The following is a 26,544-nucleotide window of genomic DNA, read 5'->3' on the forward strand; positions in this document are numbered from 1 at the left end:
CGGCCGCCGCGTCGCAGGTTTAGGCTGGTGCCATGTCCGGCTTCACCGTGCGATCGCTGCTCGATGATCCCGCGGTCAAGACCCGCTCGCTCGTGCCGGGCGTCGGCGAGGACCGCAGGATCTCGTGGGCGCACGTCTCCGAGCTGCCGGACCCGTGGCGCTGGATCGGGGCGGACGCGCTCGTCATGACGACGGGGCTTGCGGTGCCCGAGGACGCCGCTGACCAGGCGGCCTACTACGAGGGCATGCACCGGGCGGGGATCGCAGCCGTCACGATCGGCGCGCAGATGTCCGCTCCCCCGCTCGCCGAGTCGGCGTTCGCGCACGCCGCAAAGATCGGCTTTCCGGTGCTCGAGACCGCGTACGAGGTGCCCTACATCGTGCTCGCGACCGCGGTCGCCGAGGCCGCCGAGCGCGAGCGGACCCAGCGGATCCGCCTGACCGAGCGGATGTACGGCGCGCTCCGCGCCCACGCTGACGCCGACGGCGTCACCCCGCTGCTCGCCGAGCTCGGCGAAATCCTGGGCGGCGAGGTGTCGCTCGCCGGTCGCGACGAGCGGGCCGGCGCCGAGCCCGGGCGGATCGACCGGGTACTCACGGGGCATGCCGGCGACGAGCCCGATGCGGCGGCCGACCCCGGATCCGGGTCCGGATCAGGATCCGGATCAGGATCCGGCTCCGCCCGCCGGAGCTTCCAGACCCCGCTCCTCACGCTCGGCCGGCCGACGCTCCGCTTTACCTTCGACGGCCCAGCGGCCCCCGAGCCGTCGCTCCTGCAGCACGCCGCCGGCATCGTGACGAGCGCGCTCTCGGTGCAGCAGGCCGCCCGCCACAGTGAGTGGATGTACGGCTCGATCCTGCTCGCGAACCTCATCGACGGCACCGTGCCGCTCGAGTTCGCGAGCGAGCACCTCGCCGCGCGCGGCATCGTCGCGCCGCTCGTGATGTGCGTCACGGCGAGCGTCGTCGGCGGCGGCACGCTCGAGGCGGCCCAGCTCGCGCTCGCGACCGCGAACGTCCCCTCGCTCATGACGATCAAGGACGGGCAGCTCGTGCTGCTCGTGGGATCCAGCCCTGATCTCGCCCTCCCGCTCCGCGCGATCGCCGGCCGCAGCGGCACCGTCGGCGTGAGTGCGCCCTTCGGCGGCCTCGGCGGCGTGCACGGCGCGCTCAGTCAGGCCGAAATCGCGCTCGCCCAGGCGGGCGACGGCGCGGGCGTGACGCACTTCGGCTCGGCGGGCGCAGGGTCGCTCTTCCTGCCGCGCGAGCCCGGGCAGCTCCGGGCGATCGCCGGCCAGGTGCTCGGCCCGCTGCAGGTGTACGAGCGCCGCCGCGGCACGCCGCTCGTGCACACGCTGCGGGTGTTCCTCGAGGAGAACCGCAGCTGGGTGCGCGCGGCCGAGCGGCTCTTCATCCACCGGCAGACGCTCGTCGCGCGCATCGCGCGGATCGAGGCGGTCACAGGGCGCGACCTCAACAGCATGGAGGACGCCGCGGAGTGCTGGCTCGCGATCCGCGCTGCGATCGCGGCCGGCGAGCTCGACTCGGGGCCGGGGGTCGGGTCAGGATCCTGATCCGGCCGCCGTACAAACGTATGACCGGCGGCCCGGCACGCGACACCCGGTCGGTTGCCGAGGCGGCTTGCCCCTGCATACGCTGAAGCGATGCGAGCGCTGGGGATCCCGCGCCGGCTTGAAGGTTCACAGGTTCGAAGGAGACCCACATGACTGAGACCACCGGGAATGCCGGGATTGCCGGGGCTACCGCGCCTGGCGGCGGCAAGCGGGAGTACGACGTCGTCGTCATCGGGGCGGGCTTCGCCGGGCTCGTGGCCGCACGCGAGCTCGCGCACGCCGGCCGCTCGGTGCTCGTGCTCGAGGCGCGGGACCGCGTCGGCGGCCGCACCTGGACGGACCGCCGCATGGGCCACGACCTCGAGCTTGGCGGCACCTGGGTGCACTGGGTGCAGCCCCACACCTGGGCGGAGATGACCCGATACGGCCGCGAAATCGTGCGCAGCCCGAAGGCCGAGGAGGCGTACTGGCTCGGCGCGGGCGGCGCGCCCAGGACGGGCGACCTCGACGCGTTCATGGCCGTGATCGACGAGGGGCAGCAGCTCCTCGTCGACGACGTGCGCGAGGTCATGCCGCGCGGGGTCGCGCCGCTCGACGGCGGGATCGCGGGCCTCGACGGGCTGTCGATCCAGGATCGCTTCGACGCGCTCGGGCTCGACGAGGAGGCGCGCGCCGCCAACGAGTCCGTCTGGGTTGGGCACGTGAACGCGCCGCTTGATCAGGTCGGAATCTCGAGCGCCTACCGCTGGGTGGCCGCCACGGGCGGGCACTGGCAGCTCATGCACGAGGCCTCGGCGACGTACCGGGTCGTCGGCGGCATGTCGGCGTGGACCGCGGCGATCGCGGCGGACGTCCCCGCGGAGATCCGGCTCGGCACGACCGTGACCGCGGTGACGCAGGATGCCTCAGGCTGCGTCGTCGAAACGGCGGACGGCGAGCGGATCCGCGCCGCGCGCGTCGTGTCGACGCTGCCCATCAACGCGATCTCCGGGATCCGCTTCACGCCCGAGCTGCCCGAGGTGTGGCGGCGCGCCGCCGCCGAGACGGTCGCGTCGCAGGGCACCAAGGTGTGGATCAAGGTGCGGGGCGAGATCCCGCGCTTCTTCGCCTACGGCACGCAGCAGCACCCCATCTCGGTGTTGAAGAGTGAGTACCCCGGCGTCGACGACGACGGCACCCCGCACACCATCCTCGTGGGCTTTGGTCCCGATCACACACGGATCGACGTCGAGGACCTCGCGCAGGTGCAGGCCGCGGTCGACGCCGTGCGCCCCGGACTCGAGGTCGTCGAGGTGACGGCGCACGACTGGATGAAAGACCCGCTCTCGGGCAACACCTGGATGACGCACCGCCCCGGCCAGCTCACGCGCGACCTCTCCGAGCTGCAGGAACCCGCGGGCCGCGTGCACTTCGCGACGACCGACAACGCGAACCTCTGGGGCGGCTTCATCGACGGCGCGATCGAGAGCGCGCTGCGCGAGGCGCGCCGGATCGCGGCCGCCGGGTAGGGGCCGCCGGGTAGGTGCCGCCGGGTAGGGGCCGGGCGTTGGGTGCCGCCGCGCCGCGGCGGTCGCTCGGCGATCTGCGCTCGTTCCTACGATTCGGGCGAAAAGCTTAGGAGCGAGCGCAGAATGCGGAGCGAGCGCAGGTGCAACCTCCGCGCGCGGGCGCCCACGCCGCGGCAGTCGCTCGGCAAACTGCGCTCGTTCCTACGATTCGGGCGAAAAGCTTCGGAACGAGCGCAGAATACGGAGCGAGCGCAGGTGCAGCCGGCCGCCAGGCCGCCCCGCGCCGGGCGCCCCGCGCCCCGCGCCTACCGCTCGCAGGTGCAGCGCTCGGCCTGGGGGACCCCGGCGAGCGCCTCCTCGATGTGCTGGCCGCAGCCGGTCCAGGTGACCTTGCCGCACGTTTCGCAGCGAATGGGTGAGCACATGGTGGTTCCTCCAAATCCCGCGGCCGACCAGGCCTCGGATGGGCCCGAGTCTACCCGTGCACGGGTGGGGAGGTGCACCTGGTGGTAGCTTGATTCCACGCGCAATTCCCGGAGGAAGGATTCACCTCGATGGCGGCACCCGACGCTCAGCAGGCCCAGCTGGAGCAGCTCATCGCAGCTGCGGAGGCCTGGTCGTCGACCGACCTCGACCCTGAGACCCGGGATGAGGCCAGGCGCCTCATCGCGCGCGCCCGCGATGACGACGCCCGGGCCGCGGCCGAGCTGGCCGATGCGTTTGGCGGCAGGCTCTCCTTCGGCACGGCCGGGCTGCGCGGCAGGATCGGCGCAGGCCCGCGCCGCATGAACCGCGTCGTCGTGTCGCAGACGAGCGCCGGCTTCGCCGCGTTCCTGCTCGAGCGCGCCCGCAGCGGCGCCACCTCGCAGCCCGCCTCGATCGTGATCGGCTATGACGGCCGGGTCAAGTCCGACGTCTTCGCGCGCGACGTCGCGGAAATCATGGCTGGCGCCGGGATCAGGGTGTTCCTCCTGCCGGAGGCGGGCCCGACCCCGCTCACGGCCTTCGCGGTGCGCTACCTCGACGTCTCGGCAGGCGTCATGATCACGGCGAGCCACAACCCGCCCCGCGACAACGGCTACAAGGTGTACCTCGGCGACGCCGACGGTGGATCCCAGATCGTGCCGCCCTCGGACGGCGAGATCGCGGCGCACATCGAGCGCGCGGCCAAGCGCCCCGTGCGCGAGCTGCCGCGCTCCCGCGACTTCACCGTGCTCGGCCCGGGCGTCGCGAACGCCTACGTCGCATCGGCGTCGTCGGCGCTCCTCGCCGGCTTCCCGAAGCTGCCGGGCGATCCCGGCGTGGCCGTCGGCTCCGACACGCAGCTCAGGATCGCGTACACGGCCATGCACGGTGTCGGATCCGACATCGCCAGGCGCGTGTTCACGTCTTCGGGTTTGCCGAGCGTGACCCCGGTCGCGGCGCAGGATCGCCCGGACGGCGCCTTCCCCACGGTCGACTTCCCGAACCCCGAGGAGCCCGGCGCCCTCGACCTCGCCGAGCGCACCGCCCGCGAGATCGGCGCAGACCTCATCGTCGCCCACGATCCCGACGCGGATCGCCTCGCGATCGCGCTCCCCCACCCCGAGGAGCCCTCGGGATACCGCCGCCTCACGGGCAACGAGCTCGGCCTGCTGCTCGGCTGGCGCGCCGCCGAGCGCGAGCACGCGCGTGCGGAGATCGCGGGCGAACGGCCGCGGGGCGCGCTGGCCTGCACGATCGTCTCCTCCCCCGCTCTGCGCGCGGTCGCGCGGGAGTACGGCCTCGACTACGCCGAAACGCTCTCGGGCTTCAAGTGGGTGTCGCGCGTTCCGGGGCTGATCTTCGGTTTCGAGGAGGCACTCGGCTACCTCACGCACCCGCGCATCGTGCGCGACAAGGACGGGATCTCGGCGAGCGGCGACGCAATCGCGCTCGTGCGCGAGCTGCGCTCGGCGGGCAAGACGGTGTGGGATCTGCTCGACCACGCGAGCGAGCGCTTCGGCCACTTCGCGAGCACGCAGGTGACCCTCCGGCTCGACTCGATGGCGGCGGCGACCGCCCTCGCGAGCGCCGTGCGCGACGCCCCGCCGTCGGAGCTCGGCGGCGCCAAGGTCAAGCGCACGATCGACATGCTCGTGCCCGGTGCGGCCGAGGTGCCCGCAGACGTGCTCCGCTACGATCTCGCGGGCGGGGCGCGCGTGATGATCCGCCCGAGCGGCACGGAGCCGAAGCTCAAGGTCTACCTCGACACGTTCAGCGACGAGGGTTCGGCCGCCGAGCGCCGCAGGGACGCCGAGAAGGCGCTCCGCAAGCTCGAGAAGAGCGTGCGCACCTACCTCGATGGACTCGTGGCCGGATAGCCGCCATGGTCGTCGAGTGGGATCCCGGCCTGGCGGCCCCGTGGGTGCGGCGCCCGGCGGCCAACGACGACAAGTACCGCAGGGGTGTGCTCGGGATCCGGACCGGCTCGGCCGCGTTTCCCGGCGCCGCCGTGCTCGGCGTCACCGCCGCGTGGCGGACGGGGGCCGGGCTCGTGCGCTTCGTGCCAGCCCTCGACGATGAGCCCCCGCGCTTCGGCCTGCCGACGCCTGCGGCCGCCGTGCTGCTCGCGCGGCCGGAGACGGTCGTCGGCCTGCCGGAGGGCGCACGGGTCGACGCCTGGCTCGTCGGCTCGGGCACCGATCCGACCCTCCGCTCGACCGCCGAGCGCAGGGCCCTCGAGGGGCTGCTCGCCGGGGAGGCGCCCGTCGTCGTCGACGCGAGCGCGCTGCGGCTCGGGATCGGCGCGGGCGACACCTCCTCCGGAAGCCGTGCGCCCCGGATCCTGACCCCGCACTCCGGTGAGTTCGCCTCGCTCTGGGAGTCGCTCGGGCTCGGCCCCATGCCCGGGCTCAGAGACTCCGAAGACGGCGAGTCCCGCGCCGCCGCCGCGGTCGAGCTGGCAGGCAGGACCGGCGCTGCCGTGCTGCTCAAGGGGTCGACGAGCGTCTGCGCAACCCCCGGCGGCGCCTGCTACTCGGCGGGGCCGGCCACCCCCTGGCTCGCGACCGCTGGCACGGGCGATGTGCTCGCGGGCATCCTCGGCGCGCTCGTCGCTGGCCGGGCCGGGGCCGTGCGGGACGATCCTGAGCTGCTCGGCCCGCTCGGCGCGACGGCCGCACTGCTCCACGACCTCGCGGCCCGGATCGCCGCGGGGGACCACTCACGGCCTGACGACGAGGGCGCGGGCGTGCACACCAGCGGAGGCCCGATCGCGGCGCTCGACGTCGCGGGGGCGCTGCCTTCCGCGGTGCGGCTGCTCCTGGGCCCGGCGGAAGACGCCTAAGGCCTAGGCGATCCGCCCGGCGACGAGCGGGCGCTCGGGGGCGCTCCCCCACTCGACGGCGCCCGCGAGCGACTCGAGGCCGCGGGCGAGCCGCCCGGGCGAGTCGCAGGCGACCTCGAAGAGCGGCTGGCCCGCGGTCACGGTGTCGCCGGGCCGGACGAGCACCTCGACCCCGGCGGCGTGGTCGACGGGGTCTCCTGGGCGTGCCCTGCCCGCGCCGAGCCGCCACGCGGCCACGCCGACGGCGCGCGCGTCGACGCGCGCGATCTCCCCGGCGCGATCGGCCCGGACGATCTCCGTTTCACGTGCAACGGGGAGCGCCGCGTCCGGATCCCCGCCCTGCGCCAGGATCATCCGCCGCCAGGAGTCCATCGCGCGGCCGTCCGCGAGGGCCGGCGCGGGATCCACGTCGGGCATGCCAGCGAGCGCGAGCATCTCCCGCGCGAGCGCGAGGGTGAGCTCGACGAGGTCGGCCGGCCCGCCGCCGGCGAGCACCTCGACCGACTCCCTGACCTCGTTCGCGTTGCCGACCGCCCGGCCGAGCGGCGCGTCCATGTCGGTGAGGAGCGCGACCGTGCGGAGCCCCGAGTCGGTGCCGAGCCGCACCATCGTCTCACCGAGCTCGCGCGCATCCTCGAGCCCCGGCAGGAAGGCGCCCGAGCCGAACTTCACGTCGAGCACGAGCCCGCCGGCGCCCTCCGCGATCTTCTTGCTCATGATCGACGACGCGATGAGCGGCACCGCCGCGACCGTGCCGGTCACGTCGCGGAGGGCGTACAGCTTCTTGTCGGCCGGCGCGAGCCCTGATCCGGCCGCGCAGATGACCCCGCCGATCTCCGTGAGCATCCTCGTCATCTCGGCGTTCGTGAGCTCCGCCCGCCAGCCAGGGATCGACTCGAGCTTGTCGAGCGTGCCGCCCGTGTGGCCGAGGCCGCGCCCGGAGAGCTGCGGCACGGCGACGCCGAGGGAGGCGAGGAGCGGGACGAGCGGGAGCGTCGTCTTGTCGCCGACGCCGCCCGTCGAGTGCTTGTCGATCGCGGGGCGGCCGAGCCCCGTGAAGTCCATCGTCTCGCCGCTCGCGATCATCGCCGCCGTCATGGCCCGGATCTCGGCCCGACTCATGCCCTGGATCACGATGGCCATGAGCAGCGCGCTCATCTGCTCCGGCGCGACGACCCCGCGCGTGAACGCGTCGACGAGCCAGGCGATCTCGGCGTCGCCGAGCTCCTCCGCGAAGCGCTTGCGTCCGATCAGGTCGACGACGTCGAAGGGTTCCACCGCGCGCTGCTCGCTCATGGCTCCACCCTAGTCGCGGCCGATGGGGGCCGGAGGAGCTGGCCAGCGGCGCCGGGTGCCGAGGAGCGGGAGGCCACCCCGACGCAGCCTCCCGCCACACCTCGAGAGATGTAGCGCCCGGCCCCCGCACCGGGTTACCTCTGGGGGGGGGGATGGCGCAGGAGCCGGGCTAATTCATAAGAGTCGGATCGCCCATCTTTATGACGCACGCATGGAGATTTTTTCTCACAGAAATGAACACAATTCCCCAAAAGGGGCGTTTGCCCCGCGTCGTCATCAATAATGGAATACGGGGGAGGGCACACGTCGCAGTCCGCGACGGTTCCGGATCGGGTAGGCGTCACGCGCCGCATCACCCGCAAGATTCCGTGGGAGAAGCCCAATGCCCTGCAGTCAGCCGACGTCACCGAGCGACGCTGAACTCATCCGGGAGACCCGCGACGGGTGCAGCGACGCCTTCGCGACGCTGTGGAAACGGCATCGTCTCGCGGGGATCGTCGCGGCGCGAAGCCTCGCCCCGGAGCTGGATCCCGACGACCTCGTCAACGAGGCCTACGTGCGGATCCTCGACATCACGCGGCGGGGCGGCGGGCCGAGCGGCGCGTTCCGGCCGTACCTCTACCACGTGATCCGCTCCATCGCCGTGAGCTGGCGTCGCTCACCCGAGCAGACCAATGAGGTGTTCGACCACGTGCCCGCGCCGGACGGGTCGGCCCCGTGGTCCGATATCGCTTTCGACAGTGCCGCTGCGGCCCGCGCCTACGACAGCCTGCAGCCGCGCTGGCGCGAGGTGCTCTGGTACACGGAAATCGAGGGGCTCGCACCCCGCGATGCGGCGCCCCTCCTCGGCCTCTCAGCCAACGGCGTCTCGGCGCTCGCCAAGCGCGCCAGGAAGGCGCTCCGCACCGCATGGGCGGAGGCTCACATCGATGTCGAGGGCGCCGAGGCCGCGTGCCGGCCCGTGCTCAAGCGGCTCCAGCGATATCACATGGGCCGGCTGACGACCCTCGCCCGCGACAAGGTCGCTGGCCACCTGCAGCAGTGCCGCGCCTGCGCCAAGGCCTCCGACGAGCTCGCCACGCGTAACCGCCGGCTCGTGCTGACCGCGCTCGCGGCGCTCGCCGGGGTCGGCTCGTTCCTCGACATGCTCGACGGCCACCGCTCCCCCGAGATGTCCATCGCAGAGGCCGGGGTGTTCGCCGTGGGTCTCGTCGAGTACGGCCAGGCCGCGCTATTCCGCCTCGGTGTCCTGAAGCGGGAGCCCGATCGTCTGGTCGATCCCGGTCGCAATCCACGCCGCTGTAAGGAGTAGGGCGCGGCAGATGAAGTTGAACCAGAGCAGCAGGCCGATGAGCACCGCGAAGGTCGCGAGGAGCGGGTTCGAGGAGGCCCCGTTCAGGAGCAGCCCGCCCAGGATCTTCAGGACGACGAGCGCGATCCCGCCGAGCGCGCAGCCGGCGAGGAGGCGCATGCGCGGGATCCTGATCTCAGCGAGATACCGGTGCATCGCGTAGAGCACGGCCACATCGAAGACGTACATCGCCGCGTAGCGCACGACCGTGCCGAGGGTGCCGAGGTACCAGCTGTCCGGTGACGCGTTGAACACCTCGGCGATCCACTCCAGCACGTTGGAGCTCATGACCGTGAGGGCCGCAGAGATGAGGATCGCCAGGCCGAAGGTGACGGCGAGCACCAGGTCGCGGAGCTTCAGCAGCACCGCGTTCTTGTACTCCTTCACGTCCAGGCCGAAGATGATCCGGATCGAACGCCGGGTCCCCGTGAACCAGGCCATCGCGACCCACAGCAGCGAGACGCCGGCGGCCACGCCCGTCCAGTTCAGCAGGTTCGCGCCGAGCAGCATCTTGACGTCGACCGCCGCGTCGTCACCCGAGCCGACGAGGCCGGGAACGAACGTGTTGAGCTGCTCAATGAGGGTGTCGAGCAGCTCAGGTCGATCCCGCAGCACGATTCCGAACACCGCGAAGCCGACGTAGAGCGCGGCGAACACGGCGAACAGCGCCTGGTAGCTCATGCCGCCCGAGAGCACGCTGCCGCCCACGTCCGTGAAGTGGGAGAGCGTGCGCATCGGGCGCGTGCGTTGCAGGCGCTGCCACAGGGAGGCGCCGCGATTGACGACGCGCTTCACCGATGAAGCCCCAGCGTCCGGGCCGGTCTGGGCGTGCGAATTCTGGGGCGACATCGGTTGCTGCGGTCCTTCGGAGCTGGATCAGGCGGTCTTGCCGGACCGGATTGCGGCCTTGACCTCGGCGATTGCCTTCGTGACCTGGATGCCGCGGGGGCACGCGTCGGTGCAGTTGAAGGTGGTGCGGCAGCGCCAGACGCCCTCGGTGTCGTTGAGGATGTCGAGGCGCACCTGCGCCTGGTCGTCGCGCGAGTCGAAGATGAAGCGGTGCGCGTTCACGATCGCGGCGGGGCCGAAGTACTGGCCGTCCGTCCAGAACACCGGGCACGAGGTCGTGCAGGCGGCGCAGAGGATGCACTTGGTCGTGTCATCGAAGCGGTCACGGTCGACGATCGACTGGATGCGCTCCTTGCCCGGCTCGGGCGCGCTGCCCGACTGCAGGAACGGCTGCACCTCGCGGTAGGCCGCGAAGAACGGCTCCATGTCGACGATGAGGTCCTTCTCGAGCGGCAGGCCCTTGATCGCCTCGACGTAGATGGGCTTCGAAATGTCGAGGTCCTTGATCAGCGTCTTGCAGGCGAGGCGGTTGCGGCCGTTGATGCGCATGGCGTCCGAGCCGCAGATGCCGTGCGCGCACGAGCGGCGGAAGGAGAGCGTGCCATCCTGATCCCACTTGATGCGGTGCAGAGCGTCGAGGATCCGGTCCGTCGGGTACATCTCGACGTCGAAGTCCTCCCAGTAGGCCTCGCGGCCCGACTCGGGAAGGTAGCGGCGGACGAGGAGCGTGACGGTGAAGGGCTTGGGCGCCTCTTCGACCTGCGCCTGAGCTTCAGCGGTAACGGTGCTCATGACTTAGTACTTCCTCTCCATCGGCTGGTAGTTGGTGACGACGACCGGTTTCCAGTCGAGGCGGATGTGGTCCTCGGGGTTCGGCGAGTGCGGATCGCCGGTGAGGTACGCCATCGTGTGCTTCATGTAGTTCTCGTCGTCGCGCTTCGGGTAGTCGTCGCGCATGTGACCGCCGCGGCTCTCCTTGCGGTTGCGCGCCGTGTAGGTGAGCACCTCCGCGAGGTCGAGCAGGAAGCCGAGCTCGATGACCTCGAGCAGGTCCGTGTTGTAGCGCTTGCCGCGATCCTGGACGCCGACGTTCATGTAGCGCACGCGCAGGTCGTGGATCACGCCGAGCACCTCGGTGAGCGAGTCCTCGGTGCGGAACACCTGGGCGCCGCGGTCCATGGCCTCCTGCAGCTCGCGGCGGAGATCCGCGACCCGCTCGGTGCCGTTGCCGTTGCGCAGGCCCTCGACCATCTCGCGCACGCCCGCCGCGGGATCCGCGGGAAGCGGCACGAACTCCGCGCCGTTTGCGTAGTCGGCCGCGTTGTTGCCCGAGCGCTTGCCGAAGACGTTGATGTCGAGGAGCGAGTTCGTGCCGAGGCGGTTCGAGCCGTGCACCGAGACGCAGGCGCACTCGCCCGCGGCGTAGAGGCCGGGGACGACGGTCGTGTTGTCGCTCAGCACCTCGGCGTCGTTGTTGGTCGGGATGCCGCCCATCGCGTAGTGCGCCGTCGGGAAGACGGGAACCGGCTCGGTGACGGGGTCGACGCCCAGGTAGGTGCGGGCGAACTCCGTGATGTCCGGGAGCTTCGTCTCGAGGACCTCGGCACCGAGGTGCGTGCAGTCGAGGTAGACGTAGTCCTTGTGCGGGCCGGCGCCGCGACCGTCGAGGACCTCCTGGACCATCGACCGCGCCACGATGTCGCGGGGCGCGAGGTCCTTGATCGTGGGGGCGTACCGCTCCATGAAGCGCTCGCCCGAGGCGTTACGCAGGATCGCGCCCTCGCCGCGGGCGCCCTCCGTGAGGAGGATGCCGAGGCCGGCGAGGCCGGTCGGGTGGAACTGGTAGAACTCCATGTCCTCGAGCGGCAGGCCCTTGCGCCACACGATGCCCACCCCGTCGCCCGTGAGGGTGTGCGCGTTCGACGTGGTCTTGAAGATCTTGCCGAAGCCGCCGGTCGCGAAGATGATCGACTTCGCCTGGAAGACGTGCAGATCGCCCGTCGCGAGCTCGTAGGCGACGACGCCCGAGGGGCGCTTCACACCGTCGACCTCAGTCATCACGAGGTCGAGCACGTAGAACTCGTTGTAGAAGTTGACGCCCAGCTTCACGCAGTTCTGGAAGAGCGTCTGCAGGATCATGTGGCCCGTGCGGTCTGCGGCGTAGCAGGCGCGGCGCACCGCGGCCTTGCCGTGATCGCGCGTGTGACCGCCGAAGCGGCGCTGGTCGATCTTGCCCTCGGGCGTGCGGTTGAACGGGAGGCCCATGTTCTCGAGATCGATGACCGCGTCGATGGCCTCCTTCGCGAGGATCTCGGCCGCGTCCTGGTCAACGAGGTAGTCGCCGCCCTTGACGGTGTCGAAGGTGTGCCACTCCCAGTTGTCCTCCTCCACGTTGGCGAGCGCGGCGGCCATGCCGCCCTGCGCCGCGCCCGTGTGGGAGCGCGTGGGGTAGAGCTTCGTGATGACCGCGGTCTTGGCCTTGGGGGCCGCCTCGATCGCTGCGCGCATGCCCGCGCCGCCTGCTCCGACGATGACGACGTCGAACTGGTGATAGGTGACGCCGTCCTTGACGGTCACATCCTCGCCCTGATGGGTGTTAGTGGTCACGTGGATCCTCTTCTTCGCTTCTTCGATGCGGAACGCTGATGGGCTCTGGCGCCTAGTTCGTGCAGAACGAGGCCACGAGGGCCGGGTCCGCACCAGCCGGGCACGGGTCGAGCGTGTAGATCACGAACGTGCCGAGCAGGATGAGCAGCGCCGCAGACAGGAAGAGCAGCACCTTGAAGGTCTTCGCAAGGCCGGGGCGGACGACGTAGTCGTTCACGATGGTCCGCATGCCGTTTGCGCCGTGGATCAGCGCGAGCCAGAGCAGGAGCGTGTCCCAGATCTTCCAGAACGGCTGCGAAAGCTTGCCACCGACGAAGCCGAAGTCGATCGCGTGCACGCCGTCACCGATCATGAGGTTCGAGAACAGGTGGCCGAACACGAGCACGAGGAGCAGGACGCCCGACACGCGCATGTAGATCCAGCCCCACTTCTCCCAGTTGGTGCCCTTCTTCTTCGCGGCCTGCGAGCGGGGAGCGTCAATCGTCATGGTCATCTCTTGATCCTCCTCGCCTTAGTGCCCGAACACGTTCATCAGGTGGCGCGGCAGGAAGCCGGCCATCGTGACAACCCACATACCGATGACGATCCAGAACATCGTGCGCTGGTACTGGGCGCCCTTGCGCCAGTAGTCGACCAGGATGATCCTGATGCCGTTGTACGCGTGGAAGACGATCGCGCCGACGAGCGCCGCCTCTCCGAGCCCCATGATCGGGGTCTTGTAGGTGCTCATGACCGCGTTGTACGCCTCGGGGCTCACGCGGACGAGCGCCGTGTCAAGCACGTGCACGAGGAGGAAGAAGAAGATGGCGACGCCGGTGATGCGGTGCAGCACCCACGACCACATTCCCTCGTTGCCGCGGTAAAGCGTGCCGCCCGGGCGGCTCGTTCGCTTCGCCGCTGGTGCGGCCTCTGCCGTTTGGGCTGACACGGGCTTCCTCCTAGGTCCTGCTACGTCGAGCATGGCTCGACAGCTGACAATGCAGTCTCAGTGAGCGCGGGCGCACCCGACATAGAACCCTCTACTGAGAATCCGCTGCGACCCCCATTATGGCACCTTTCGGAAGCGCTCCCGGCATCGTGGGCCGCGCTGCGGCACCCTGTGGAGAGATCTCCGTTTCCACAGGCCGCGCCGGTAGTCTGGATCACATGTCACCTGACCCCTGCGCGACACCGGCGCTCGAACGCTTCACCTGCGTGATCCCGGCCGGCGGGGTCGGCTCCCGGCTCTGGCCGCTCTCCAGGGCCAACGCGCCGAAGTTCCTCCTCGACCTCACCGGATCAGGGGATTCACTCCTCCGTGCCACCTGGGACCGGCTCACACCGATCGCGCCGCCCGAGCGACTCATGGTCGTGACCGGCATCTCGCACCGCGACTCCGTCGCGTCGCAGCTGCCCGAGCTCCTCCCCGAGAACCTCGTGACAGAGAGTGAGCCGAAGGACTCGTCCGCCGCGATCGGACTCGCCGCCGCGCTCCTCGAGCTGCGGGATCCCGACGCGATCCTCGGCTCCTTTGCCGCCGACCACGTGATCCGAGGCGACGTGCTGTTCCAGCGCGCCGTGACGACGGCAGTGCGCGCGGCCGACGCGGGCTACATCGCGACGATCGGGATCCACCCCTCCCACCCGGCGACGGGCTTCGGCTACATCTCCTGCGGCGGGGCCCGCGGCGACCTCGCCTCCTTCGACGTCTACGACGTCACCGAGTTCGTCGAGAAGCCCGACGCCGAGCAGGCGCAGGCCTACCTCGATCAGGGCGGATACCTCTGGAACGCCGGCATGTTCATCGCCCGCGCGACGGTGCTGCTCGACCAGATGGCGAAGCAGGAACCCGCGCTCGTGAGCGCGCTCCGCGAGATCGCCGCCGCCTGGGGCACGGAGCAGGGCGCCGAGGTGCGCGAGCGGCTGTGGTCGACGCTGCCGAAGATCGCGATCGACTACACGGTCGCCGAGCCCGCCGCGGCCGAGGGCAAGATGGTGTGCGTCGCCGCGCACTTCGACTGGGACGACGTGGGCGACTTCGCCTCCGTCGCAAACCTCCTCACGCGCCGCCGCGGCAGCGACCTCGCCGTGCTCGGCGACGGCGCCCAAGTGCTCTCCGATGCCTCGAGCGGCATCGTCGTCTCAGAGAGCGACCGCCTCGTGGCCCTCGTTGGCGTCGAGGACGTCGTCGTGGTCGACACCGCTGACGTGCTGCTCGTCACCACGAAGGGCAAGGCGCAGGACGTCAAGAACCTGGTCTCGCGCATGAAAGTCGCGGGCGGCGGGCACCTGCTCTAGCGCTTCGCACTACCGAGCGCGGCGTCATGCCGCAGATTTCGGGGTGAGCGCAGCCGGGAGTGGGAAACGCCCCACGGAGCAACGGCTAACCCTCGCCCCTCGCGGGGAGCACCAGCGAGAACGGGTAGCGGGCGGAGTGCACGGTCGCGAGGCCCGATCCGGCGCTGGATCCGGATCCGGATCCGACTTCCGCGGCCGCGCCGCCGCCTGGCAGCCGGTCCCCCGTTTCGAGGTCGGGATCCGTCGACAGCACGACCCGGCCGTTGACGTTCGCAAGCGTCACGCCTGGAAGGCCGGCGAGGCTCGGCAGGAGCGCGCTCTCGAGCGCCGACACGAGCACGTCGGCGCAGATGACGCCCCAGAACTCTGAGTCGACCATGACCGGGAGCGCCGAGGTGATCGTGACCTCGTTCGAGCACAGGTAGTCGACGAACGGGCCCGCGATGTGGAGGCGCCCGGTCTCCTCCGGCACCCGATACCACTCGAGTCGGACGAGGTCGATCGCGGCCTGACCAGGCCCGAAGGTCGAGGAGGCGAGCAGGCCGCGCTCCGCACCCTGCCACCAGGCGAGCGGGTTGCCCTCGCCGACGACGAGCTCGCTCGCGCAGTATCCCGCGCCGTAGATGGGCCTGCCAACCGAGTCGAGCACGCGGTGGGCCCCCGGCTCGACGAGCGCGGCGGACTGTGCTCCGGTCAGGAGGCCGCCGGCACGCGCGCGCCGCAGCTGCTCAACGAGCTCGGGCAGCCACGCCTCGAGCGGGGCGAAGACGCCGTCGAAGAACTCGTCGACGCCCCCGATCGCGCACCGCAGATCTGCCGATGCAACTTCTCCTGGTGCCGCCACGTTTCTCCTCCCCGGTGAGGTCTTCGCGGGATCATGCACCCCGTCGCCGTGCCTCAAGTGTGGCACGAATCCCGGCGTCATCGGGTGCGGCGAGCAGTTCGTTCCGGTAGGAGACCAGCCAGCGCACCGAGGAACGGATGGTCGCGCGCACGACGGCGCGCACCGCAGCGACGTCGCCGGCCCGCGTGAGCTCGATCTGCTCCACGAGCGCGTCGTGCGTGGCGAGGCGGGCCTCGCCGTCGAGATCCTGCAGCGCGAGGAGCGGCGTGAACTCGGTCTGCACCCTCACGTGCTCGTTCGTCAGCCTGACCGACTGGCTGAGCGCGGCGAGCTCGAGCTGCACCTCGGTCACGCGCCTGCGCCAGAGATACCGGTCGAGATCCCGCGTCTCGTTCAGGATCCTCGCGACGATCTCGAGTTCCTCACCCGTCGCGCGCTGGCACGCGAACTCGGCACACGCCGAGGAGATCACCTCGTAGTGCACCCCGAGGTCGGCGAGCGCGACGCGGGGCATCGCCATGAGCGCCCGCGCGTTCACCTCCTCGACGGAGCCGTGGCTCGGGCGCACGAAGCTGCCGCCGTTGCGGCCGCGCCGCGTCTCGATGAGGCCGCGGTGCCTGAGCGCGCCGAGCGCCTCGCGCACCGTGACGACGGCGACGCCGAGGAGTGCCGACAGCTCGGTCTCGCTCGGGAGCCGCTCGCCCTCCGTGAACGCGCCGACGGAGATGGCCTGCACGATCCGGGACTCGACGAGCTCCGTCCGGCCCTCCTCCCCGATCGGCGCGAAGGCCGCGGTCCGGAGGCGGCTCGGCGGAGACTGCGCGAGCGTCTCACTCATCTGCCACCTCCGGATCTTGTTGTCCTCAGAGTCTGTCACGCCGCCCGTGGGGAAACGCTGTGCCGCCGTGACCGAATCGTAATCCCTCTCCGGCCCGCGGCCGCCAATAACCTATAAACCCATATGTTATGGTTTCTGCATTGGTTCGACAACGACGTTGAGGAGCATCGGCACCATGCCTGACACCACACGCCCCACAGACGGCATCGCCGTCTCCGTTCAGGGGGTCCACAAACACTTCGGCGATCTCGTCGCCGTGAAGGACCTCGACATCGACATCAAGGCCGGCGAGTTCTTCTCCATGCTCGGCCCGTCGGGATCCGGCAAGACCACCGTGCTCCGCATGATCGCCGGCTTCGAGGAGCCGAGCGCCGGCCGGATCCTGCTCCACGGGAAAGACGTGACGAGCGCTGCGCCCTTCGACCGCGAGGTCAACACGGTGTTCCAGGACTACGCGCTCTTCCCGCACCTCAGCATCGCCGAGAACGTCGCCTACGGGCTGAAGGTCCGCGGGGTCGACAAGGCGGAGCGCAAGCGCCTCGTCGGCGAGGCCCTCGAGCAGGTGCAGCTCGCCCACGTCGCCGAGCGCCGCCCCTCGCAGCTCTCGGGCGGTCAGCGCCAGCGCATCGCCCTCGCGCGCGCCCTGATCCTGCGCCCGAAGGTCCTGCTCCTCGACGAGCCGCTCGGCGCCCTCGACAAGCAGCTGCGCGAGCAGATGCAGTTCGAGCTCAAGCAGATTCAGCGCGAGGTCGGGATCACCTTCGTCTTCGTGACCCACGACCAGGAGGAGGCGCTCACGCTCTCCGACCGCGTCGCGGTGTTCAACGGCGGCAAGATCGAGCAGGTCGGCAGCCCGCGCGAGGTCTACGAGTTCCCGCAGACCGAGTTCGTGGCCCGCTTCCTCGGGATCACGAACCTCCTGAGCGGCGAGCAGGCGCAGCGCCTCCTCGGCACCTCGGACGCGCACAGCGTGCGGCCCGAGCGGGTCACGCTCACGGATCCGAGCGCTCCCCTCGAGGCGGGGCTCGTCGCGATCCCCGGCCGCGTTGTCGAGACCGTCTACGCGGGGGCGCACACGCGCTACCTCGTCGAGGCCGAGGACGGCACGCGGTTCATCTCCGAGAAGCAAAACACGCAGCTGCCGCGGGCCACGCCGAGCATCTCGCGCGGAGACGCCGTGAGCCTGCGCTTCCTGGCGGATCACGCCGTCACCGTGCCGAGCGCGGCGTCGGCCACGAGCGGGGCGGCGGCGTAGGCGCCGCGATCCGGCCCCCGCGTTTTCCCTGTCCTGAGATTTCCACCCCAACCATCGCACCAAAGGAGTAACGATGAAGAAGAAACTGCTGATACCCGCGGCGCTCGTCGCGGCGGTCGGACTCGCCCTCTCGGGCTGCGCCTCGAGCGGCGGAGGCGGCGGCGACGCTGCTGGCGGGCTGCAGATCGACGTCCCCGACATCCCCCAGATCGAGAAGCTCGGCGACTTCGAGGACGAGGTCAACATCGTCGCCTGGTCGGGCTTCGTCGAGCCAGCATGGGCCGACAAGTTCACCGAGGAGACTGGCTGCAAGGTCAACCGCAAGGTCGCCGCGACGAGCGACGAGATGGTCCAGCTCATGCGCACGGGCGAGTACGACCTCGTGTCGGCCTCGGGCGACGCGAGCCTCCGCCTCATCGTCGACGGCAACGTCCAGCCGCTCAACACCAAGCTGATCCCGAACTTCGGCGACGACATCGTCGAGGGCATGAAGGGCCAGCTCTACGACACCCTGAACGGCAACGTGTACGGGATCCCGATCGGCCGCGGCGCGAACATCATGGAGTACAACTCCGAGGTCGTGACCGAGACCCCCGACAGCTGGAGCCTCGTCTGGGAAGACGACAGCCCGTACGCAGGCAAGATCGCGGCCTACGACAGCCCGATCTACATCGCGGACGCGGCAATCTACCTGATGGCGACGCAGCCGGATCTCGGGATCGAGAACCCCTACGCGCTCGACGAGAAGCAGCTGCAGGCGGCCACCGACCTGCTCAAGCAGCAGAACAAGATGGTCTCCGAGTACTGGTCGCCCGCGACCAACGTGACCTCGTTCACCGGCGGCAACTCGGTCGTCGGCACCTCGTGGGAGGTGCTGCGGAAGGCGACGCAGGAGGACAAGTTCCAGAGCGTGCTTCCGAAGGAGGGCTCGACCGGCTGGTCGGACGCCTGGATGCTCGCCGCGGAGTCGAAGAGCCCGAACTGCGCGTACGCGTGGATGGACTACACGAGCGCTCCCGATGTGAACGGCCAGATCGCGATGAACTTCGGCATGGCGCCCGCGAACGCGGCGTTCTGCGAGACGAGCGACGAGGCCAAGGAGCACTGCGAGTACTACAACGCGACCGACGAGGAGTACTTCAAGAAGGTGTGGTTCTGGACCACCCCGATCGATCAGTGCCTCGACGGCCGCAAGGACGTGCAGTGCACGAACTACCAGGACTGGACCAACGCCTGGGCGACGGTCAAGGGCTAAGTCCCGCCGAGTCCTGATCCTGGGCGGCGGCCTCCGCTGCGAGCGCCGCCGCCCGGGATCATCACCTCACTTACACCCCTTCCTCCCCACCACAGCCCCACCACCGCACGCGCGTACACCGCACTCACACAATGTCAGCGAGGACCCATCGTGAGCTCCAAGACCGTATTGGAACGATGCCCCAAGCCGCTCTCGACAGCGCTCTACCGCCACCCCAAGGGCCGGCTAGCTTCGCTGCTCGCACTCCCGATGACGTGGCTGATCGGCGTCTACATCCTGTCGCTCGCGCTGATGCTCATCACCGCCTTCTGGACGACCGACCCCTTCACCTCGCGGGTCAAGCCGGGCTTCACGCTCGAGAACTTCCAGCAGCTCGTCACGGTCCCCGCGTACCTCGCGACCGCGCTGCGCACGCTCGGGATCGCCCTCGCGGTGACCGCCATCTGCGCCGTCTTCTCCGTGCCGCTCGCCGTGTTCATGGCGAAGGTCGCCGGCCCGAAGCTCCGCGTCGTGCTCGCGATCCTGATCACGCTCCCCCTCTGGGCGGGCTACCTCGTCAAGATCATCGCGATGCGCCTCGTCTGGACCGACAACGGCTTCTTCAACTGGTCGCTCTCTCCGCTCGGGATCGAAGGGCCAGGCTTCGGCGTCCTGACCGTGATCCTCACCCTCGTCTACCTCTGGTTCCCGTACATGGCGATCCCGGTATACGCCGCGGTTTCCCAGATCCCGGCGAACCTCTTCGACGCCTCGTCCGACCTCGGCGCGGGCGGCGGGCGCACGATCCGCACCGTCGTCGCCCCGCTCCTGCTGCCCTCCCTCATCGCTGGCTCGATCTTCACCTTCTCGCTCAGCCTCGGTGACTACATCGCCGCGATGTACGTCGGCGGCTCCACCCAGATGATCGGCAGCATCATCGCCCAGAACATCAACCTGAACCCCCCGCTGGCCGCGGCGTTCTCGATCGTGCCGATCGTGCTCGTGGTCATCTACCTCACCGCAGTCCGCCGCACCGGCGCGCTGAACAACCTGTAGGCACGGGAGCGAAGAGGAAGCATCATGCTCAGACTGAACCGCGCGACGAAGATCGCACTCGCCGCCATTACCCTGATCGTGCTGGGATTCATGTACATCCCGCTGTTCGTGATCGTCATGAACTCGTTCAACTCCGGCCGCGTCGCCGGCTGGCCGATCCCCGGCTTCTCCCTCGAGTGGTGGGGGAAGGCGCTCACGAACCCGGCCGTGCACGCCGCGCTGCTCAACTCCGTCGTCGTTGCGTCGGTTGCGACCGCCTTCGCGCTGCTCCTCGGCACGCTCGCCGCCTTCGCGCTGCAGCGCTTCAAGTTCTTCGGCCAGCACACCGTGAACCTCCTGATCGTTCTGCCGATCACCCTGCCCGGCATCGTCACCGGTGTCGCGCTCTCGAACACCTTCCACCAGGTGCTCAAGCCGATGGGGATCCACGTCAGCTACTGGGGCATGATCATCGCCCACGCGACCTTCTGCGTGGTCATGGTGTTCAACAACGTGATCGCGCGCCTGCGCCGCATGAACCCGAACCTCGAGGAGGCCTCGATGGACCTCGGCGCCGGGATCGGCCAGACCTTCCGGCTCGTCACGTTCCCGCAGTTCAGGAGCGCATTCATCGCCGGCGGCCTGCTCGCCTTCGCGCTCTCTTTCGACGAGATCGTGGTCACGATCTTCACGGCCCCGCCCGGCGTCGAGACCCTGCCGCTCTGGATCATGAACCAGATGGCCCGCCCGAACGAGGTCAACCAGGTCAACGTCGTCGCGACCGTCATGATCCTGCTCTCGCTCATCCCCGTGTACTTCTCGCAGAAGGCGTCGGCCGCGGGCGACGCGAAGTAGGGGGTGGGGCGAGAGCGCCGCTCCCGCTCCGGCTCCCGCTCCCGCTCCCCGACCGTCGCTCCGCAATCTGCGCTCGTTCGCAAGGAATCACCCGGATCCTTGCGAACGAGCGCAGATTACTGAGGGAGCGCAAGGGGGGTGGGCGTGGGCTGATGCGCCGCGAGGGGTCCGGATCTGGAACCAGGTCCAGCTCACGGCCCAGATCATGGCCCAGCGCCGCCTCGGCCTGCCCGGGCCCAGCCTCGCCGGCCGCGCTGCACCGATCCCTTCCCTCCCCCGGCCGTCGCTCAGCAAACTGCGCTCGTTCGCAAGGAATCACCCAGGTCCTTGCGAACGAGCGCAGATTACTGCGGGAGCGCGGCGCGGGGCGCGCGAGCGCGCCCGCGCCTACAGGCGCTCGCGGTGCTTCGCCTGGAGCTCTTCCACGGCGCGGGCGAGCGCCGGATCGTCGCCGCGGGCGAGGCCCGCGTACTCGAGTACGACGCCGTCCTCGTTCGGGATCGCCTTCACCCACATGCGGCGGCGCGGCACGAACAGGGACCACAGGAGTCCGCCGAGCGCCGCGAGCGCGAACACGAGGATCCAGACCTGCGCCGGGTTCTGCATGACGTCGAACGATGCGTAGCGCGGGATCGCGTCGAAGGAGATCGTGCCGAGCCCGTTGGGTAGGTCCACCGTGTCGCCGGGGCGCAGCTCGAGCGAGTCCTTGTCCACGGCGCGGCCCGTGAGCTGCTCCATGTTGTCCGTGTCAAGCACGTATACCGACTGCGGAATGCCCGAGTCGATGCCCAGGTCACCGGTGAAAACGTCGAGCGTCAGCACGGGGTTCTCGAGGTCGGGGTAGTTCGAGGTGTACGCGCCGGTGTCGAGTTCGGCCTGCGTCGGGTAGAAGAAGCCGCGAAGGCCGAGCTGGGTGTGCTTGCCATCCGACTCAGTGATCCCGTAGGGCACCTTGACGACGCCGAGCGAGGTCATGTTCGAGGGGTCCTGCGGAATGAAGGGCATGGCCTCCTGATACACGACGTCGCCGTCGGCGTTCTTGATCGTGAGCTTCGGGGCGTAGCCGTTGGCGATGAGGTAGACGGGCGAGCCGTGCACTCGGAGCGGATGGTTGACCCGGATCGTGTGCTCGGACTCCTTGCCGTCTTCCCCGCTCAGCGTCATGTTCGCGGTGTAGTCCTTGACCTGGCCGAGGGCGTTGATGTTGCCATCCTCGGGCGTCATGTAGGTGACATCGAGGGAGTTCATGCGCAGGCTGAAGGGCTCGAGAGTCGAGGTGTCGAACGCGCGGCCCGAAGTCGCCGTGTCGTAGTCGATGAGCTGGTTCACCATCGTCTCGCCCTCGATGACGACCTTCTGCCCGTTGAAGGTGAGCGCACCGCCGATCCCGACCGAGATCAGCACGCCGACGAGGGCCACGTGGAACACGAGGTTGCCCGTCTCCCTGAGGTAGCCGCGCTCAGCGGACACCGAGACCTCGGTGCGCCCGCGCCGCGTCACGCTGCGAACGACCGTGCGGTAGCGGAGCCGCTTCAGGATCCCCTGCGCCTCGGCGACCGCGGACTCCGCGAAGGCCTCACGCTCCTCGGGCGTCGCGCTCGGGTTCGACACGCGGATCTCGGAGAACCCCGCCATGCGCTGCAGCCGCGCGGGGGTCCTCGGGGGCTCGCCGCGCCACGCCTTCCAGTGGTGCGTGATCCGGGGCAGTACGCAGCCGATGAGCGAGATGAAGAGGAGCAGATAGATCGCCGAGAACCAGACCGAGCCGTAGACGTCGAAGGCCTGGATCGGGAACGCGTCGAGGATCGGGAAGAGCTTCGGGTGATCCGCCTCGTACTGGATCACGCCGTTCGGGTCGGCGCTGCGCTGCGGCAGCAGAGATCCGGGGATCGCCGCGACCGCGAGGAGGAGCAGGAGGAGCAGCGCGACGCGCATGCTCGTGAGCTGGCGCCAGAACCACCGCAGCCAGCCCTTCAGGCCGATCTCGGGGGATTCCGCGCGCAGGGAACCGCCGGCCCCGGTGCCGTCGTCGTAATCAGAGGGGCGTGACATATCCGCCGATCACCGCCTGCAGTGCAAACATCATCCTGCTCCAGAGTCCGGTCACCATGAGGAGACCGATGAGGATCAGCAGTGCCCCGCCGATCACGTTCACGGCACGGATATGCCGCTTGAAGAATGTCATGGTCTGCGTCATCCACCCGAAACCGAATGTCGCCAGAAGGAACGGGATCCCGAGCCCCAGGCAGTACGCGATCGCGAGGATCACCGCCCGACCGACCGAGCCGGCCTGTGCGCTCAGCGTCATGACCACGCCGAGCGTCGGACCCATGCACGGCGCCCAGCCGATCGCGAACACGATCCCGAGCAGGGGCGCACCGATGAGACCCACGCGCGGCTTGAGATTGATCCGGGTCGTCGTCTGCATGCGCGAGAAGAGCCCCATGAAAACGAGTCCCATCAGGATCACGATCACGCCCATGACCCTCGTGATCGTGTCCTGCCACTCCCAGAGCCACACGCCGAGCGACCCCACGAGCACATTCACCAGCAGGAATACAACCGTGAAGCCGAGGATGAAGAGGAGCGCACCGAGGAACATCCGGCTGCGCTCGCTCCTGGCGGCGCGCTTCGGGTCAGCCCCGGCCGTGCTCGAGACGCCCGCGACCCCGGAGACGTACGCGAGGTATCCCGGCACGAGCGGGAGCACGCAGGGCGAGAGGAACGAGAGGAGGCCCGCGGCGAGCGAGATCGCGACGGCAACGAGCAACTGCCCGTCCGAGACGAGTTGCTGCACGTCCACAGCTAGCGCTCGCCCGCTGCGGTCGCACGCGCACGCCCGCACTCGCGCCCGCGCTCGCGCTCGCCGCTACTGCTCATCGAGCGTCTCGTTGATCAGGGTCTTGAGCTGGGACTCCCCCGCGAGCTGGCCGAGCACGCGGTGCGCGACCCTGCCCTCGCGGTCGAGCACGAGCGTCGTCGGCACGGCGTTCAGCGGCACCTGGCCGGCGAACGCCTTCTGCACCGCTCGGCCGCCCGCCGTGTCCATGATCGAGGGGTACTCGACACCGAACTGCGCGGCGAACTGCTGCGCCTGCGCAGCCTGATCGCGCGTGTTGACGCCGACGAACTTGACGCCCTCCGACGCGAAGTCCTCCGAAGCCTTGACGAGATCCGGAGCCTCGGCCCGGCAGGGCGCGCACCCCGCGTACCAGAAGTTCACGACCGTGACACTGCCGAGCGTCTCGTCCGAGCTGAAGGTGCCGCCGTGCTCGGTCTCCCCCGAGTACTCGACCGGGTCCGTGCGCTCGTTCACGGGGATGCTGACCGAGCTGCCGTCGCCGGACACGTAGCCCTTGTCGCCCGACTCCTGCCACTGCGCCGCAAGATCGTCTCCCCCGCCGCTGCACCCGGTCAGCGCAAGCATCGCCGCAACGGGAACGGCAAGGGCGGCCGCGATCCGGCGCCGATTCAGGCGGCTCAGCTGGTTCAGCCGACTCATACGGCTCCCACGTCCACGGCCTCGTCGAGGAGACCGAACGCCGGCGTGCGGTAGTCGACCTCGAACCAGCGCTCGCCGCGCTTCTCAAAGCTCGTGATGCTCGAGAGCTCGCAGCGCCGCGTCGCCGGGTTGTGGAACAGCGGTTTCCCCGCGATGTCGAGGTGCGCCATCCAGATCGGCGACTGGTGCGACACCATGACGATGTCGCCCTCGCGCACCTCATCCCACGCGTCGTCCATCGCCTCGCGCACGCGCGCGGCGACCTGACGATACGGCTCGCCCCAGCTCGGCCGGAACGGGTTCCAGAACTTGTGCCAATACTTCGGCTTCTTGAAGGCCGCCTCGGGGCCGGAGTTCACCATGCCCTCGAAGTAGTTCGTCGGCTCGATGATCCGTTCCTCGGTGACGACCTCGAGCCCGAAGGCACTCGCGATCGGGCGCGCAGACTGCTGCGCACGCTCGAGCGGCGAGGCGATGAGGCGCGTGACCGCGCGATCGCTCCCCGCGAGTTCCAATGCGGCGGCCTCAGCCATCGCATGACCGCGCTCGGAGAGGCGGTAGCCCGGGATCCGCCCGTACAGGACCAGATCCGGGTTGTGCACCTCCCCGTGGCGCACCAAATGCAGCAGTTTGTCGCTCACCCCTCCATTGTACGTTCGAGCTGGCTGGGAAAGCGCGGGCGGCTGAACGGGGGTTCTGGCGACGGACTGTGCGGGATCCCCGATCCCGCACACGATCCGCGCCCCCGCGGAATGTAGACTGACCGGGTGACTGAGCGTGTATTGATCAAGGATCTGGCCGCCCGCGAGGACGGCCCCGTACGAGTTTCCGGCTGGGTCGAGAAGGTTCGCGACCAGCGGTATGTGCAGTTCGTGGTGCTCCGCGACGAGTCCGGCGCCGTGCAGCTCGTGAACGGCGGCGTGCTCCGCGAGCCGGATCCCGAGAATCCCCGCTCCGACATCCTCGTGCCCCGCACCCGCACCATCGCGGAGCTCACCCACGGCACCTTCATCACCGTGACGGGCGAGCTGCAGCACAACGAGCGCGTGAAGCTCGGCGGCGTCGAGATCCAGATCGAGGAGATCGAGGTCGTCACCCGCGCCCTCCCCGACAACCCGGTCGCAGACGATTCCGGCATCGACGTGCGCCTCGACTGGCGCTTCCTCGACCTGCGCCGCCCCGAGCAGAACCTCGTGTTCCGGATCCAGACCACCTTCCTGCACGCGCTCCGCCAGGTGTGGGTCGACCGCGGCCTGATCGAGATCCAGACGCCGAAGCTCATGGCGAGCGCCTCCGAGTCGCGCGCCGAGCTCTTCGAGGTCGAATACTTCGAGGGCCAGGCGTTCCTCGCGCAGAGCCCGCAGTTCTTCAAGCAGATGGCGCAGGCCGCCGGCTTCGGCGGGATCTTCGAGGTCGGGCCCGCGTTCCGCGCCGATCCCTCGTTCACCTCGCGCCACGCCACCGAGTTCACCTCGGTTGACACCGAGATCAGCTGGATCGACTCCCACGAGGACGTCATGGACTTCCACGAGGAGCTCATCGTCGCCGGCCTTACCGCCGTGAAGGAGAAGCACGGCGAGGAGATCCAGAAGCTCTTCGGCTTCGAGCTTGAGGTGCCTTCGCGCCCGTTCCCGCGGATCCCGCTCGCCGAGGCGAAGGAGATCGTGAAGGAGCGCGGCTACGAGGTGCCCCGCGCCGACGCCGACATGGACCCCGAGGGCGAGCGCCAGATCGCGGCGTACGTGCAGGAGAAGTACGGGCACGACTTCGTCTTCCTCACGGACTACGCCTGGTCGATCCGCCCGTTCTACCACATGCGCCACGCCGAGGACGAGACGCTCACGAAGAGCTACGACCTCATCTACCGAGGCACCGAGATCTCGACCGGCGCGCAGCGCGAGCACCGCATCGAGGTGCTCGAGGCGCAGGCGAAGGAGAAGGGCCTCGACCCCGAGGAGCTCAGCTTCTACCTGGACTTCTTCCGCTACGGCGTGCCGCCGCACGGCGGCTTCGGCATGGGCCTCAACCGCGTGCTCATGCTCATGCTGCGCCAGCCCTCGATCCGCGAGGTGACCTACCTGTTCCGCGGGCCGAACCGCCTGCAGCCGTAGGGTTTCTCGCGCTCTTCAGGTATACGCCCCGGCCCCGCTTCGTGCGGGCCGGGGCGTTTCTGGTTCCGGATCCGGATCCTGCGCCGGAACTGACTCCGGTT

General features: G+C 69.6%; 23 protein-coding genes. 11 read left to right on the top strand and 12 right to left on the bottom strand.

Going from position 1 to position 26,544, the window contains the following annotated elements; translation table 11 throughout:
* Nucleotides 1-32: 32 nt before the first annotated feature.
* From ACOPJ3_RS13830 to ACOPJ3_RS13845, 4 genes are all read left to right on the top strand, one after another.
* Nucleotides 33-1,574 (top strand): PucR family transcriptional regulator, encoded by a 1,542-nt coding sequence (locus tag ACOPJ3_RS13830; RefSeq protein WP_427869743.1) that lies wholly within the window; start codon nucleotides 33-35, stop codon nucleotides 1,572-1,574.
* A gap of 149 nt (nucleotides 1,575-1,723) precedes the next feature.
* Entirely contained in the window at nucleotides 1,724-3,082 is a 1,359-nt protein-coding gene (locus tag ACOPJ3_RS13835; RefSeq protein WP_427869744.1) for a flavin monoamine oxidase family protein, read from the top strand.
* A gap of 554 nt (nucleotides 3,083-3,636) precedes the next feature.
* On the top strand, nucleotides 3,637-5,424 hold the full coding sequence (locus ACOPJ3_RS13840) for a phospho-sugar mutase (RefSeq protein ID WP_427869745.1): 1,788 nt from the start codon (nucleotides 3,637-3,639) through the stop codon (nucleotides 5,422-5,424).
* 5 nt (nucleotides 5,425-5,429) lie between these two features.
* Entirely contained in the window at nucleotides 5,430-6,389 is a 960-nt protein-coding gene (locus ACOPJ3_RS13845; protein WP_427869746.1) for an ADP-dependent NAD(P)H-hydrate dehydratase, read from the top strand.
* 3 nt (nucleotides 6,390-6,392) lie between these two features.
* On the opposite strand, the gene ACOPJ3_RS13850 is transcribed toward ACOPJ3_RS13845, so the two are convergent.
* Entirely contained in the window at nucleotides 6,393-7,685 is a 1,293-nt protein-coding gene (locus ACOPJ3_RS13850; RefSeq protein ID WP_427869747.1) for a thymidine phosphorylase, read from the bottom strand.
* Between the two features lie 382 nt (nucleotides 7,686-8,067).
* Here ACOPJ3_RS13850 and ACOPJ3_RS13855 point away from each other — a divergent pair, with 382 nt between their 5' ends.
* Nucleotides 8,068-8,997 (top strand): RNA polymerase sigma factor, encoded by a 930-nt coding sequence (locus ACOPJ3_RS13855; protein WP_427869748.1) that lies wholly within the window; start codon nucleotides 8,068-8,070, stop codon nucleotides 8,995-8,997.
* Here ACOPJ3_RS13855 and ACOPJ3_RS13860 read toward each other — a convergent pair.
* The 5 genes from ACOPJ3_RS13860 to sdhC are packed head-to-tail and all read right to left on the bottom strand — an operon-like array spanning nucleotide 8,917 to nucleotide 13,420.
* Nucleotides 8,917-9,885: a YihY/virulence factor BrkB family protein gene (locus tag ACOPJ3_RS13860; protein ID WP_427869749.1), complete on the bottom strand. Its 969-nt coding sequence runs from the start codon at nucleotides 9,883-9,885 to the stop codon at nucleotides 8,917-8,919. The genes ACOPJ3_RS13855 and ACOPJ3_RS13860 overlap by 81 nt on opposite strands.
* A 27-nt stretch (nucleotides 9,886-9,912) precedes the next feature.
* Nucleotides 9,913-10,677 carry a succinate dehydrogenase iron-sulfur subunit gene (locus ACOPJ3_RS13865; RefSeq protein WP_427869750.1) on the bottom strand — a complete coding sequence of 255 codons (765 nt, stop codon included), beginning with the start codon at nucleotides 10,675-10,677 and terminating at the stop codon, nucleotides 9,913-9,915.
* A 3-nt stretch (nucleotides 10,678-10,680) separates the two neighbouring features.
* A complete protein-coding gene (gene sdhA, locus ACOPJ3_RS13870) occupies nucleotides 10,681-12,492 on the bottom strand; it encodes a succinate dehydrogenase flavoprotein subunit (protein WP_427869751.1) in 1,812 nt (603 codons plus the stop codon).
* Nucleotides 12,493-12,544: 52 nt separating this feature from the next.
* The gene (locus tag ACOPJ3_RS13875) at nucleotides 12,545-12,985 is read right to left on the bottom strand and encodes a succinate dehydrogenase hydrophobic membrane anchor subunit (RefSeq protein ID WP_427869752.1); all 441 of its coding nucleotides are present in this window, start codon (nucleotides 12,983-12,985) and stop codon (nucleotides 12,545-12,547) included.
* An 18-nt stretch (nucleotides 12,986-13,003) separates the two neighbouring features.
* The gene (gene sdhC / locus ACOPJ3_RS13880; RefSeq protein ID WP_427869753.1) at nucleotides 13,004-13,420 is read right to left on the bottom strand and encodes a succinate dehydrogenase, cytochrome b556 subunit; all 417 of its coding nucleotides are present in this window, start codon (nucleotides 13,418-13,420) and stop codon (nucleotides 13,004-13,006) included.
* A 218-nt stretch (nucleotides 13,421-13,638) separates the two neighbouring features.
* Between sdhC and ACOPJ3_RS13885 the strand changes: the two genes are divergently transcribed.
* Entirely contained in the window at nucleotides 13,639-14,769 is a 1,131-nt protein-coding gene (locus tag ACOPJ3_RS13885; RefSeq protein ID WP_427869754.1) for a mannose-1-phosphate guanylyltransferase, read from the top strand.
* Between the two features lie 85 nt (nucleotides 14,770-14,854).
* On the opposite strand, the gene ACOPJ3_RS13890 is transcribed toward ACOPJ3_RS13885, so the two are convergent.
* Nucleotides 14,855-15,613 (bottom strand): hypothetical protein, encoded by a 759-nt coding sequence (locus tag ACOPJ3_RS13890; protein ID WP_427869755.1) that lies wholly within the window; start codon nucleotides 15,611-15,613, stop codon nucleotides 14,855-14,857.
* A gap of 31 nt (nucleotides 15,614-15,644) precedes the next feature.
* Entirely contained in the window at nucleotides 15,645-16,451 is an 807-nt protein-coding gene (locus ACOPJ3_RS13895; protein ID WP_427869756.1) for a FadR/GntR family transcriptional regulator, read from the bottom strand.
* 175 nt (nucleotides 16,452-16,626) lie between these two features.
* Between ACOPJ3_RS13895 and ACOPJ3_RS13900 the strand changes: the two genes are divergently transcribed.
* The 4 genes from ACOPJ3_RS13900 to ACOPJ3_RS13915 all read left to right on the top strand — a co-directional run bounded on the left by ACOPJ3_RS13900 (nucleotide 16,627) and on the right by ACOPJ3_RS13915 (nucleotide 20,830).
* Nucleotides 16,627-17,706, top strand: a complete 1,080-nt coding sequence (locus ACOPJ3_RS13900; RefSeq protein ID WP_427869757.1) for an ABC transporter ATP-binding protein — start codon at nucleotides 16,627-16,629, stop codon at nucleotides 17,704-17,706.
* Nucleotides 17,707-17,779: 73 nt separating this feature from the next.
* The gene (locus tag ACOPJ3_RS13905; protein WP_427869758.1) at nucleotides 17,780-18,961 is read left to right on the top strand and encodes an extracellular solute-binding protein; all 1,182 of its coding nucleotides are present in this window, start codon (nucleotides 17,780-17,782) and stop codon (nucleotides 18,959-18,961) included.
* Between the two features lie 150 nt (nucleotides 18,962-19,111).
* Complete coding sequence (locus ACOPJ3_RS13910; RefSeq protein WP_427869759.1) at nucleotides 19,112-19,996, top strand: ABC transporter permease; 885 nt, start codon at nucleotides 19,112-19,114, stop codon at nucleotides 19,994-19,996.
* A gap of 24 nt (nucleotides 19,997-20,020) precedes the next feature.
* A complete protein-coding gene (locus tag ACOPJ3_RS13915) occupies nucleotides 20,021-20,830 on the top strand; it encodes an ABC transporter permease (protein ID WP_427869760.1) in 810 nt (269 codons plus the stop codon).
* A 387-nt stretch (nucleotides 20,831-21,217) separates the two neighbouring features.
* Here the strand turns inward: ACOPJ3_RS13915 and resB are convergent, their stop codons facing one another.
* The 4 genes from resB to ACOPJ3_RS13935 all read right to left on the bottom strand — a co-directional run bounded on the left by resB (nucleotide 21,218) and on the right by ACOPJ3_RS13935 (nucleotide 24,973).
* Nucleotides 21,218-22,882 (bottom strand): cytochrome c biogenesis protein ResB, encoded by a 1,665-nt coding sequence (gene resB, locus ACOPJ3_RS13920; RefSeq protein WP_427869761.1) that lies wholly within the window; start codon nucleotides 22,880-22,882, stop codon nucleotides 21,218-21,220.
* Nucleotides 22,866-23,633 carry a cytochrome c biogenesis CcdA family protein gene (locus ACOPJ3_RS13925; protein WP_427869762.1) on the bottom strand — a complete coding sequence of 256 codons (768 nt, stop codon included), beginning with the start codon at nucleotides 23,631-23,633 and terminating at the stop codon, nucleotides 22,866-22,868. Before ACOPJ3_RS13925 ends, resB begins: the two co-directional genes overlap by 17 nt.
* Nucleotides 23,634-23,699: 66 nt before the next feature.
* Nucleotides 23,700-24,332, bottom strand: coding sequence for a TlpA family protein disulfide reductase (locus ACOPJ3_RS13930; protein ID WP_427869763.1), 633 nt, complete (start codon nucleotides 24,330-24,332; stop codon nucleotides 23,700-23,702).
* The gene (locus tag ACOPJ3_RS13935; protein WP_427869764.1) at nucleotides 24,329-24,973 is read right to left on the bottom strand and encodes a histidine phosphatase family protein; all 645 of its coding nucleotides are present in this window, start codon (nucleotides 24,971-24,973) and stop codon (nucleotides 24,329-24,331) included. The genes ACOPJ3_RS13930 and ACOPJ3_RS13935 overlap by 4 nt, the downstream gene beginning before the upstream one ends.
* A gap of 126 nt (nucleotides 24,974-25,099) precedes the next feature.
* On the opposite strand from ACOPJ3_RS13935, the gene aspS reads away from it, so the two are divergent.
* Entirely contained in the window at nucleotides 25,100-26,443 is a 1,344-nt protein-coding gene (gene aspS, locus ACOPJ3_RS13940; protein WP_427869765.1) for an aspartate--tRNA(Asn) ligase, read from the top strand.
* The last annotated feature ends 101 nt before the right edge of the window (nucleotides 26,444-26,544 follow it).

This window comes from Leucobacter luti (genome assembly GCF_050310065.1).
Taxonomy (GTDB): Bacteria; Actinomycetota; Actinomycetes; order Actinomycetales; family Microbacteriaceae; genus Leucobacter; species Leucobacter luti_B.